Origin of the sequence: Pedobacter sp., assembly GCF_035317785.1 — a bacterium.
Classification (GTDB): Bacteria; Bacteroidota; Bacteroidia; order Sphingobacteriales; family Sphingobacteriaceae; genus Pedobacter.
Genome location: NZ_DATHGC010000338.1, coordinates 1 through 12,270 on the forward strand (window position 1 = coordinate 1; position 12,270 = coordinate 12,270).

General features: G+C 43.5%; 8 protein-coding genes and 1 riboswitch. Of the genes, 4 read left to right on the forward strand and 4 right to left on the reverse strand.

What is annotated here, in order from left to right:
• A partial coding sequence (locus VK541_RS21460) for a LexA family transcriptional regulator (protein ID WP_324372547.1) occupies nt 1-696 on the reverse strand: 696 nt, incomplete at its 3' end.
• A 135-nt stretch (nt 697-831) separates the two neighbouring features.
• Here VK541_RS21460 and VK541_RS21465 point away from each other — a divergent pair.
• The gene (locus tag VK541_RS21465; RefSeq protein ID WP_324372548.1) at nt 832-1,182 is read left to right on the forward strand and encodes a GIY-YIG nuclease family protein; all 351 of its coding nucleotides are present in this window, start codon (nt 832-834) and stop codon (nt 1,180-1,182) included.
• Between the two features lie 96 nt (nt 1,183-1,278).
• Here the strand turns inward: VK541_RS21465 and VK541_RS21470 are convergent, their stop codons facing one another.
• The 3 genes from VK541_RS21470 to VK541_RS21480 all read right to left on the reverse strand — a co-directional run bounded on the left by VK541_RS21470 (nt 1,279) and on the right by VK541_RS21480 (nt 8,376).
• The gene (locus tag VK541_RS21470; protein WP_324372549.1) at nt 1,279-4,449 is read right to left on the reverse strand and encodes a tolB protein precursor; all 3,171 of its coding nucleotides are present in this window, start codon (nt 4,447-4,449) and stop codon (nt 1,279-1,281) included.
• A 68-nt stretch (nt 4,450-4,517) separates the two neighbouring features.
• Entirely contained in the window at nt 4,518-6,974 is a 2,457-nt protein-coding gene (locus VK541_RS21475) for a transglycosylase domain-containing protein (protein ID WP_324372550.1), read from the reverse strand.
• A 157-nt stretch (nt 6,975-7,131) separates the two neighbouring features.
• Nucleotides 7,132-8,376 (reverse strand): serine hydrolase, encoded by a 1,245-nt coding sequence (locus VK541_RS21480; protein WP_324372552.1) that lies wholly within the window; start codon nt 8,374-8,376, stop codon nt 7,132-7,134.
• Between the two features lie 57 nt (nt 8,377-8,433).
• A riboswitch (cobalamin riboswitch) is annotated at nt 8,434-8,640 on the forward strand.
• A 156-nt stretch (nt 8,641-8,796) separates the two neighbouring features.
• Between VK541_RS21480 and VK541_RS21485 the strand changes: the two genes are divergently transcribed.
• The 3 genes from VK541_RS21485 to VK541_RS21495 all read left to right on the forward strand — a co-directional run.
• Nucleotides 8,797-10,668 (forward strand): TonB-dependent receptor plug domain-containing protein, encoded by a 1,872-nt coding sequence (locus VK541_RS21485; protein ID WP_324372553.1) that lies wholly within the window; start codon nt 8,797-8,799, stop codon nt 10,666-10,668.
• A 37-nt stretch (nt 10,669-10,705) separates the two neighbouring features.
• Nucleotides 10,706-11,296: a DUF6580 family putative transport protein gene (locus VK541_RS21490; protein ID WP_324372554.1), complete on the forward strand. Its 591-nt coding sequence runs from the start codon at nt 10,706-10,708 to the stop codon at nt 11,294-11,296.
• A 69-nt stretch (nt 11,297-11,365) separates the two neighbouring features.
• Nucleotides 11,366-12,270: ABC transporter substrate-binding protein (locus VK541_RS21495; RefSeq protein WP_324372555.1), on the forward strand; the 905-nt coding region annotated here is incomplete at its 3' end.

Sequence of the window (12,270 nt, forward strand, 5' to 3'; positions counted from 1 at the left end):
AGGGTCGGGAAGGGTAGAGGAGATGTAGGCTTTTGCTTTCCAGATCTCCAGGATATCTTCAGCGGCTACCGTATAAGCATCATATACTTTATTGTCAGAGATCAGCTTTAGCTCTTTATTGTCTTTAAAGCGGTTGCCGGCCCTTTTGTAAACTACGCCTTCGTTTTTACTGATGATGATATAGGTCTCGCCTGTTTTAACATCATTCCAGTTGTCCAGGTATTCTGCCAGGATGATGCTGCCCGACTGGATGGGAAGCATGGAATCGCCGATGATCTCAAAGGCCCTGAAGGTTCCCTGTCTTAAAAAAGGAAGCGGGAGCTGGAACCTGGGCAGCTCCTTGATGTATTGAGGATCAGAGAAACCATTGAGGTAACCTGCACTTGCTTTGACAGGGACCATTTCGATGTTCTCGTTGTCGTCTTTGTCGACCGAGATGCTCAGTATGCGCAGGTTGGAGCCCTGGCTTTTTGGCTTTGGTTTCCAGCTGTCATTTATATTTTCATTGATAAATTCATCAATGGTCAAATCAAAATACTCTGCTATTTTCTTTAGTAAATCATATTTCGGTTCTGCACGGTCTTCTTCATAAGCTCCGATAAGAGATCTTTTAATTTCCATAGCATCAGCGAATTGCTGCTGTGTGTGGCCTTTTTTCTTTCTTAAGTACTTAAGATTGGATGAAATATTTGACATAAAATAAAAATTTAATATTTATTTGTTTTTACTAAAATAGTTAGTATTATTGTGCCAATAAAGTTAGTAATATTTATTGAAATAACCAACAGGTATACTAATTAAATTAGTTTGTAATTATTTAAGCTTAAAGACATGAAAAAATTCGTCTATATCGTAACCGACAGAAACCGTACTAGTTTACACGTTGGAATGAGTTCAGATCTCATTAAGACATTGGATTTTTATAAGCAGATGCCGAGCCTGTTCTTTGACAACGCCCAGCAGCTTACGCGACTGGTGTATTTTGAGGAGTTTAAAACTGAAGTACAGGCATTGAGCAGGTTTAAATTGATGAGCAGGTTTACAAGAATGCAAAAGGAAAGGGTGGTCAGGTCCTGCAACCCGGACTGGATCGATCTGACCATTGGTTTGGATTTTGAACACCTGATGTCGGGGAAGAAGATCGTAAACCAGGTTAATTTGCCTTTCACCATATTGTCTTAAGCTTTTAAAATAACAAAGCCCGAATACATTGTATTCAGGCTTTGCATGGTATCATATGGTAATGAAGCTGGTTTATGCCTTATGTTCAGCTGTAAACTACCAGCCTGGTGCAAAGGTTAAGCCGAAAACTCCCGAGGATTTGTCCTTGCGCTGGAAAGGGAAAGCATAATAAGGCTCCAGTACAAAATATCCAAATACGTTTACCCTCAGAGAAATACCTACACTTAGTGCCGGAACCCGTTCATTGGTGACCTGGGTAGTGATGGGATTGTTTTTGTCATCCAGAATAGGTTGTCCCTGCGGATCGAGTACATTAACGGTTTCATAGGTTGGCTGACTTTTAAAAACAACTTTAGAATCTTCATTCCATGCCAGACCTGCATCAAAGAACAGGTTCAGATCAGAAAATAAGAACTTAGAAGGTATTTGTGTCAGTTTCTTAGGACCTGTAAATGGAAGCCTGATTTCAAAGTTAAATACCGCCATTTTACTTCCTGACAGCTGGTTGATGTCGAATGTTCCATCCTGGTTCTGGCTTTTATACAACGAATTTGCTTCATATCCCCGGATGTAGTATGGATAGCCCACAAACAGGGGATATAGATTTTCTCCATCCTTACCGATCCTCAGGTAATTGTATGTCCTGGCAGCTAATGTAATGGGTTTAAGACGGACATATTTCCTGAGATCAACAGTTACCGCAGAAAAATTATAATCTCCAAAATACTTTTCAGCACCTACCCGGTATCTGAAACCATCCAGCGGAGAGGTCAGTCCGTTTATCGAATTGTCTCCGACAAAAGAAGCATTGGCCTGAAATATATTAAATGAATTCAAAGGGAATCCAAACTCATTGGTGGCCTGGCTTGTTGGAATTTTTGAACGCTCCGATGTAAGATACCGCCCATCGTAGCCATAATAATTGCTAATGCGGTCAACACGGTAACTGTAATAAGAGAACGCGCCGCCGGCTTCAAATCTGTGTACTTTGCTAAAAGGGTAGGAGCCAAACAGCTGGATCTGGTCTTCAAATGTCCTGATCAGGTTGGTTCTGTCGTTAATGACGCCTACTTTAGTCCCGTCATTATAGGTTAGCTCGTCCTCGACAATCTCCCTGAAACCTGTAATATACGGGATGTGTGATACCGCCACACCCCAGTTGATCCGGTTTTGCTGATTGATGTAACCTACCATACCGCCGAAATCATAGATCTCACCATTGACGGACAGGTTGGCAATGATCTGGTTTCTGCCCAAAATATCACTGAACATGCCTACAATACCTCCCTGCATCCCGGTACCGAACCTGCTGGTTGATACACCTACACCACTATTGGCCAAGTAATCTAACCTGAACTTTGGCTTGTAAGGCACGGTTTTCATAGAGTCTGCTGTGGTCTTTTCGAACCTTTCAAAGTTATTCAGGTTGGAGTTGACGATATCTACGCCTACACTTTCCTTAGGGGGAAGAACGGCAGCATCAAAATTAACTTCGCTGGGGTCAACAGATTTCGATTTGAAGTTACTTAACGGAGAATTGTAAAGCGTATAGCGCTGGGAGCGATAATAACTGTAAACAATGTCGTCATTTCTGGCTACAGAAATGGCAGGTGAGAACTCGGTGATCCCGCTGATGCCTGTAAAGTAATCAGTGAGTTGATTTACCGTATTTCCTTCGAGGTTATATTCATATAAATTCCTGAAACCGTCTCTGTTGGATAGGAAGAACAGTCTTTTACTGTCGCCGGAGAATTGGGCATTCAGGTTATTTGCACCCGGGAATACCGGTACATCTGTTAAAGATTTGCTGGCAATGTCGTAAACAGTCAGATTGATCGGCTGAACTGCAGTGATTCCATTCTTGTTTATAGCGGCCCTGTCTGAGGAGAAAACAATCTTTTTGCCGTCAGGCGAATAGCTTGGGGCATAATCAGAGAAAGTATCGTTGGTGATCTGGGTGACCACTTTGGTTTTAAGGTTATAAGAGAAAATGTCTCCCTGGCCTTCGATCATTCCGGAAAAGGCAATGTCCTCTCCGTTTGGTGCCCAGGTGAGGTTCCCGAATTGCTCCACTTTACCCATATCCGCGCGCAGCGCCACACTTCCATTGTCAATGTTGATGACCATCATTTGGTTCTTGCCCTTGCTGAATATACTGAAAGCAAACCGCTTGCTGTCAGGAGACCAGGTTCCGGCGGATTCAATGAAGTTAAAATCATCGATGTGTGAATTCGCGACCTGGCTGCTCAGCTTTCTGATGATCCTGCCCGTCCTGGCATCTGCAAGGAAAAGATCGACCCCAAACAAATCTTTTTCCGAAAGGAAAGCAAGGTGCTTGCCATCAGGACTAATGGAAGGAGCAACATTCATATTGCCTGCATTTTTGTTGTCGATGATCCTGGTGCCGCTGATCTTAACCTGCGAACTGTCTGCCTTCAGCATGGGACGATAATGGGATTCGATTGCGTTCTTCCAGAGACCTGAAAGCGTATTGTCATCATAACCAAAAGTATATTTCAATCCATTTTCATAGCCGAATCTTGCGGTTGCTTTGAACAGGGGAACAATCGTGGTATCTCCGTACATGGACCCGATAAAAGTCCAGAACGCTTGTCCGTAACGATATGGAAAATATTTATTTGAATTCGTCAGGTCTTTCAGAGAAGGGATATCTCTGTTGAGTAAAGCATCCCGCATCCACATGGAGGTAAAGGCATCTACCTTCCCGACAGACAGATATTCCGCCATACCCTCGATCATCCACAAAGGGATTTCACTGATGTTTTCAAGACCAACAGAATCTTTCTCTAACAGGATATGGTATTGAAAAGCGTGGACGAGCTCATGACCCAGTACGTGCCTGGTTTGATTGCTCAGTTCCATAACCGGCATGATCACCCTGTTCTTCAGTGCCTCCGTAACACCGCCCGTACCGATGCCGATTTCTCCCTGAAGTGCTGTAGTTTGCTGGAAATCAGGATGGTTGCTGTATAAAATGATAGGGTTCTTTTTCAGGAAAGTGTCCCTGAAGATCTCCTGGTGCATCTTGTACCAGGTTTCTGCTTCCTGAATGATCTTATGGATCATCTTTTCATTTTTGAGGTAATAGTACAGCTCAAAATGCGGCGTTTGCAGGACCTTGAACTTTTCATTCTTGTACCTCACCTTATTTTGTCCAAAGTATTGGGCTTGAACGGAAACAGCAAATACCATAAGGATGATCAGCAACGGGATTGATCTTCTCAAAAATGTAAAGCTCCTTGTCATATGAATAGTTTAGTTATGTAATTAAATGTACGTAATCTTAACAAAAATAGTTGTGTGGGATTTCCCGGTTAATTGTTGTTATTTTTTTCTTTCTCCTTTTCTTCCTGTCTCTGCTTTCTTTTTAACTGACGCTCTTCCTTTTTTGTAAGCGGAACGACCGCTGCTGGTTGCTTAACAGGTTCGGCAGGTTTTTGTTCTTCAGGCTTAGGAGCAGTCACTTCCTGATTTTGAACAGGCTGTTCCGGTGTTTCTTCGGTTACAGGCACCTCAAAATCTGAAGAATCAACCATGAGGCTGTCATTTTCGGTAGTATCGACTTCAATTCTTGGTGAAGGACAGTTGATATCCCTGGTGATCTTTACCTTGGATTTAGGGAAAGGCCCCATGGTATAACCTGTAGTCGGGTCTTTATAAACCTTTTCCATAAACTTGGCAAAAATAGGAAGGGCAGTTCTGGAGCCCTCACCGGTTTCTCCATTCTGAAAATGTGCAGTACGTTCATCGCAGCCTACCCATACACCGGTAACCAGGTCCTTGGTGATGCCCATATACCAGGCATCCACATAATCAGATGAAGTGCCTGTTTTTCCGCCGATCTGGTTGTTCTTTTTCCAAAGGTCCCATTCCCAAAGGGCCTGTGAAGTACCGCCGGGTTCTTCCATACCTCCTCTGAACATGTAAAGCATCAGCCAGGAGATCTCTTCCGTCAATACACGCTTCATTTTTGCGGTGAATTCTTCAATGACATTGTCGTCCAGATCAGTGATCTTCTCTACCAGGATAGGATCAGTTCTGACCCCTTCATTTAAGAAAGTACCATAAGCCCTGACCATTTCGTATACCGAGACATCATTTGGGCCTAAGCTAACTGAAGGTACAGTGGCCAGGTGGCTGTCTATGCCGCATTCATGTGCCCATTTGACCACATTGTCTGCGCCTACCGCATCTGTTACCTGCGCAGTAATGGTATTTACTGATTTCGCCATGGCCCAGCGCAGGGACATTTCACGGTAAGTTACACTCCAGTCTGAATTTTTAGGTTCCCAGTATTCTGTTTTGCCTTTCTCCTGGTAAGCGATTCTGACCGGCTTGTCAGTAAATTTATCACACGGACTCATTCCCTGTTCCAGCGCAGCCAGGTAGGCAAAAGGCTTAAAGGTGGAGCCGGCTTGTCTTTTGGACTGTTTTACATGATCATATTTAAAGAATTTATGGTCAATGCCGCCCACCCAAACTTTGATCTTACCGTTGAAAGGATCGAGGGTCATCATACCCGTATTCAATATTTTGCCATAATAGCGGATAGAATCCAGGGTAGAGAACAGCGTATCACGGTCGCCTTTCCAGGTGAAGATCTTCATCTTCTTTTTTCTGTTGAAATAGGCAGTCACAGAATCGGGCGCATTTGCAAATTTCTTTTGCAGCAGGGAGTAAATTGGCAGGTTTTTCATTGCCCTGCCCGGGTAGTCGACCTTTTGTTTCTCAGAATCTTCCCATGGATCTTCATTGCCCCAGACGTTATAGAACCTGCGCTGTAGGGACTTCATCTGCTCTGCAACGGCTTCCTCAGCGTATTTCTGCAGTTTGGAATCTATAGTCGTATAAATTTTCAGGCCATCTTCATAAAGATCATAATTATTGTCTTTACACCATTTATCCAGGTATTTGTCTACAGCGGCCCTGAGGTAAGAATCGCCGTCACTGCCTTCATCCACGCGTCCTTCCTTAAGCTGAAGGGCTGCGTTTTTAAAGGTGTTTAACTGCGCAACTGTGATGTAGTTATATTTGTTCATTTGGGCCAGGGCCACATTACGTCTTTCCAGAGCCTTATCAGGGTTTTTAATCGGATTATAGGTGGTAGTCCCTTTGAGCATACCTACCAGCAACGCAGATTCAGGAATGTCAAGCTCATTCGTTTCCTTATCAAAATAGATCCTGGAGGCGGTCTTTATTCCATACGCATTGTTGCCGAATGACACCGTATTGAGGTACATGGTAATGATGTCGTTTTTAGAATAGTTGGACTCCAGCTTGACGGCAGTCAGCCATTCCTTGAGTTTTGGGATGATCGTACGCAGCAGGGGGATTTTACTAAGGAGGCCCTGGGATTTGTTATACCTGGTGCGGTAAAGATTTTTGGCAAGCTGCTGCGTGATGGTACTTGCACCGCGCCTGTCGCCCGTAGCTGTGGAGATTCCGCTGGATAACAAAGAACGGAAGTCTATACCCATATGACTGTAAAAGCGGGCATCTTCCGTGGCAACCAGTGCGTTGATGACACTTGGCGCAATTTCATTAAAATTAACCGGAGTCCTGTTCTCTTTATAATACCGGCCTATCAGTTTGCCGTCCGAAGTATACAATTCTGATCCTACACGAAGGGTAGGGGTTTTAATGTCTTTACGAGAAGGAGAGTATCCGAAGAGCCATAAGAAGTTGAGTTGCAGCGCACAAAAGAAGATGATGATACAATAAAGGAATATACTTGAATAACGGATATACCTATTGCGAATTTCTTTAAACATGGGATAAAGATCAAAAAAAACGTAAAACTCTTAGTGTTAAATAGTGTTAAAACTTGTGGTACAAATTAACGTAATTAATTTACTTAAATTTTCCCTGCTGTTTAAATTTATCTCATGTTCCACTGTGCAAAGCATGATGGACAGTTATCATTAATTGTTAATATTGCATCCTAAACTTTTTCAGGTCGGCAGGATGTGTCTTTTTTCTTTCCAGTTCCCCTGCGTAGATGACCCTGCCAAGATTCTTCATAAATGGATAGCACACCGTCTCATACTCATATTTATTGTCATTATAGATGCCGTCATCATTAGACTGGATCACGGCAGTTAAAAAAAACTCGATGTTGTTCTTGAAATCAACAAAGTAGGAGTTGTCAATGATGAAGCCATAGGAGTCACCGTACTTGTTGAAGATCCTGATATCCGCATCAATCTCCGCGTTCTTTTGCCGGCCATAATAGAGCATTTTGGCATAGGTTGGCCAAAATTCATCAGGGTCATAAGCAGGATAGTCGCTTTCGGTAGGGAGCTTGCTCATATAAGTATAGATCAGCTTATAATCTGCCGCATGGAGATTGAACCTTTCTTCTGCAGGGAAAGCTTCCGGAAAGATCAGTTTTTTCATCAGGGCCTGCTGGTCTGAAATGGCGAAAGCATTCTTGTTTTCCAGCCTGAAAGGTTTATTGACCAGTTTGTCGGCACTGTCCAGGTAGCCAATGCCCATAGTTGTGTTGGTCAGTTCCAGCGGGTATTCCAGGGAATCGTACTGCGCCGGCTGCTCATATACCAGCTTATCCCCATTGTAAAATTTGATGGGATTGGTATGTTTTGCCGGTTCTCCGGCATCGCCGATGGCCAGCCTGTTGAGGATCCTGCTGTTGTTGAGGCCATATTTTTTCAGCTTACTGTTGATCTCCGCACGGCCAATGAATTCAAATAAACGGTTAAAAGCGTCATTATCACTCGTCAGCAGGATCTTTTTGATGTAATGTTCCAGAGACGGCAATTGATTTTCCGCAGTACTGTCCTGCAATACTTTAGTCTGCCCGGCATAAGCGCTATCGGTGATCATGGTGCTTTTCACAGTCAGCCCCTTTACTTTTAACGCATTGAGCTTTTCCAGGGCGAAGATGACAGCTGCGAGTTTAACCGTACTGGCAGGATAGAAGTACCTGTGATCATCCAGGTTGTAACTGAAAGTTTTAAATACAGGTTTGTTGCGGCCGTCCCGGTCTACCTGTGTATACAAAACCTGCACCTGGTTTTTCTGAGGATGATTCAATACACCGGCAAAAAGATCGGCATGCTTGAGCATCAGGTTTTCAATATACACGGTGTCAGTAGTTTGAGCCATCGCATTCAGGTTAAGAAAAGTAAAAAGGAGAAGGGATAATTGTTTCATAAGCAAGAGTTATGAGCATAAATATAATGATGTTTGTTGTAATGCTTAATAATTAAGTACATTTGCAGCGCTTTTGGTTTCTTTCCTCGTAAAAAGGAAGAATTAAAAGGGAATACGGTGTGATTCCGTAACTGTCCCGCAGCTGTAAGCTCCAAAACGGTGTTCAAATCTTAGCCACTTTTCCGAATCTTGAAAAAGATGAGGACTGGGAAGGCAGAATAACCGGGAGTAAGTCAGAAGACCTGCCATTTGCATGATGATTTCATAGCTTTCGGGGATTGAAGCTAGGGGTGAGTGCTGATTTATTGTATTTCATTTCCTTGATCTAACTGTTTGCTGTGGGTAAATAACTCACAACAAAATTATTGTTGTTGTTTGCCATATTTTTTGAAGAAGAATAAATTAAACAAACAATAGAAGATGAAGATTAACAACAAACTATTAATTGCAGCCGGGTTGGGCTTGCTGCAATTTGGTATCAATGACACAGTCAGTGCACAGGAAGCCATTAAGCTGGATAGCGTAGTGATTTCCGCGACCAAAAATGACCAGAAACAATCTCAGACCGGCAAGGTCGTGACCATTATCGGGAGTGATGTCCTGGAACGCAGCCATGGCAAAAACCTGACCGACCTGCTAAATGAGCAGGCAGGTATCGTGGTAGGTGGCACAACCGGCAACATCGGCCTGAACAAAGCCCTTTTTGTCCGCGGTGCAGCAAGTGCCTATGCTGTAGTATTGATTGACGGGATCTTAGTAAGCAATCCTGCCGGCTCAGGATCTTCATTTGACCTGCGCATGTTTGCAATCGACCAAATCGACCATATTGAGATCATCAAAGGCGGACAGTCTACCATTTACGGCTCAGATGCCGTGGCGGGTGTGGTCAATATCATCACCAAAAAAGGACAGAAAGCGGGCAACAGTGTTTATGGCGTAGCCAGCTACGGAAGCTATAAAACCTATAAAGGTACCATAGGTATCAGTGCCAATGTAGAAAAATTCTCCTATAACATTGCCTATACCCAGGTTAAAACCGATGGTATTTCGGAAGCTGCAATACCAGCAGGAACTGCCGCTGATTTTGATAAGGACGGAAACAAAACAGGTACTGTAAATGCAAATTTTTCCCTGCAGGCCACAGACAAATTTAGCATCAGTCCATTCCTGCGTTACTCTTATGGCCATTACGATTTCGATGCAGGTTCTTTTGCAGACAATCCAGCCAACAACTTCAAGCTGGAACATTTCAATGGCGGCCTGAATACCAAATATGAGTTTGGCACTGGTAAACTGAACTTGAATTACAGTTATGAAACTTCAAAACTGAATACGGTAAACCAGTATGGTGCCAGTTTGTCCGTAGGAAATATGCAGCTGGCTGACCTTTATTATAACCAGAAACTGGGCGATAAGGTCGATGTTCTGATCGGTGTGGACAACAGGCATACAGATTTCAGGTTAAACTCCAGCTCCAAACCATCCACTGATTTGTTCAGTACCTATGCCTCAGTATTTGCACATGACCTCAGTATTTTCAATATTGAAATCGGAGGGCGCTATAACAAACACAAACAATATGGCGAAAACTATACCTATAACATCACACCTTCAATCAATGTGATCAAGCAGGTGAAACTTTTCGGTACAGTTTCCACCTCATTTAAAGCACCTACCTTAGAAAACCTGTTTGGTGCCTTTGGTGCCAACCTTGACCTTATTCCTGAAAAGTCCAAAAACTACGAAGCAGGTGTCAACTTCAGTTTTGCAGATGATAAATACAGCCTGCGCGCTGCCGGCTTTAAAAGGGACCTGACCAATGCCATTGTATATGGAAATGTGGGTTATGTGAACCAGGCCAGTCAGACTGCCAAAGGTTTTGAGATAGAACCGGCTGCCAGGTTTGGTATTTTCAACATCAATGGATACTATGCTTATGTAGAGGGAACAGAATTCAACTTTGTAACCAGCGAGGTTTCAAATTACCTGCTGCGCAGACCAAAGCACATCATTGGTATTAACGCAGGCGCACAAGCCACCAGTGCCCTTTTTGTGAGTTCTTCGTTTAAATACAACGGGTCGCGCACAGATGGTAATTTTAACGATTATGTCATCGAAAACCTGCCGTCATACAAACTCCTGAACTTTTACGCAGAATATACGCTGGTCAATAAAAGAGTAAAGCTTTTTGCAGACCTTAAGAATGTTCTGGACGAGCAATACGACGAGTTTTACGGGTACAATAGTATGGGTTTTAATATGAATGCCGGTGTAAGTTTTAATATTAAATAAAGAATTGATATTTTTACACCATTCAAAAACTACAAATATGTCATTAGATAAAATCAACATCAGAAATTACATCCTAATCCTGATCGTTATTGCTGCTGCGGCCACCCGTTTCTTCCATTTGGAAAGTTTTACTTCCTGGTTCAACTTTACGCCAATCGGTGCCATAGCCATGTTTGGAGGATCCTATTATAAGAGCCGTACCAAAGCTTATCTTATTCCTTTGGTCATCCTTTTTTGCAGCGACCTGATTTTGAATTTTACGGTTTATTATAATATAGATGGCAAGTTTGATGCTGCTGTATGGACCTATTTAAGCTTTATGCTGATGGTTACCGTTGGCAGATACATGAAAAAGGTAAATGTATGGACAGTGATTGCCGGCTCTTTTGCCTGTGTATTTATCCACTGGATCGTTTCTGACATCAGTGTGGTGATGATGACCGGTTCTATGTATCCAAGAACTTTTGCCGGCTACCTGCTTGCGCTGCAGAACGCAATCCCATGGGAAAGAAACCTGCTGGTCAGTACTTTGGTTTACAGCCTGGTCATGTTTGGCGGATTTGAATACGCGAAAAGTAAATTCCCGGCATTGCAGCTCAACAGCACTGCAGAGTTACAGCACTCTTAATCCGTTCTATAAAATCATTTTAAGCCCCTTTTGCCCAGTGTACAAAAGGGGCTTTTTATCAATATCCTTATGAAGATCGTTTCATTTTTACCTGCAGCCACCAAGATGATCTATGACATGGGCCTGCAGGAGCACCTTTATGGGGTCACTTTTGAATGCCCTGAAGAAGCCGCAGATATACCAAAGGTGGTCCGCTGTGTGCTGGAAGGCAAGAACTACTCCAGTATAGAGATCGACCGTATATTTTCAGCGTCAAAAGCACAGGGCAAAAGTCTGTACTGGGTAGATGAAGAGCTGCTGGAGCAGATCCAGCCAGATGTGATCTTTACCCAGGATACCTGCGAAGTATGCCTTATCGATACCGCCTGCACCCTGTCTTCTATCGCCAATCTCAGCAAACAACCTGAGCTGGTGACACTAAGTCCCAATAACCTGCAGGATGTGTTTGATTGTGCATTAACAATCGCGAAGACCATAGGCAGAGAAGAGATCGCCTTGCATTACCTCGCCGAATTAAAGCAAAAGCTTGATGACATCATTGACAGGCTCCGTGCAGACCGTGCTCCTCTGAAAAGAGTCATGATCATGGAATGGATAGAGCCCATTTACAATTGCGGGCACTGGATCCCTTTCCAGGTAGCGGCAGCAGGAGGAGTAGACATGCTTTCCAACCCGGCGGGAGATTCAATAGTGACCAGATGGGAAAAGGTCAGAAAGTATAATCCCGAAGTATTGGTGATTGCACCCTGCGGTTTTGACATTCAGCGCAGCAGGCAAGAAATGCACCTGCTTTCCGCCAATCCCGGCTGGGAAGATTTGGAAGCTGTAAAAAACAAAGCCGTTTACATAGCTGATTTTGATCTGTTCACGCAGCCAAGTGTGGGTACGCTGGTACAGGGAATAGAATCATTGGCGGCCATGTTCCACCCGATGCTGTTCCGGCCTGAGCCGCATATCGCAAAAAGATTTGTAAA

Bases quoted from the DNA above. Each gene is read 5' to 3' on its own strand.
- VK541_RS21465 (WP_324372548.1), top strand. From the start codon at position 832: ATGAAAAAATTCGTCTATATCGTAACCGACAGAAACCGTACTAGTTTA.
- VK541_RS21470 (WP_324372549.1), bottom strand. From the start codon at position 4,449: ATGACAAGGAGCTTTACATTTTTGAGAAGATCAATCCCGTTGCTGATC.
- VK541_RS21475 (WP_324372550.1), bottom strand. From the start codon at position 6,974: ATGTTTAAAGAAATTCGCAATAGGTATATCCGTTATTCAAGTATATTC.
- VK541_RS21480 (WP_324372552.1), bottom strand. From the start codon at position 8,376: ATGAAACAATTATCCCTTCTCCTTTTTACTTTTCTTAACCTGAATGCG.
- VK541_RS21485 (WP_324372553.1), top strand. From the start codon at position 8,797: ATGAAGATTAACAACAAACTATTAATTGCAGCCGGGTTGGGCTTGCTG.
- VK541_RS21490 (WP_324372554.1), top strand. From the start codon at position 10,706: ATGTCATTAGATAAAATCAACATCAGAAATTACATCCTAATCCTGATC.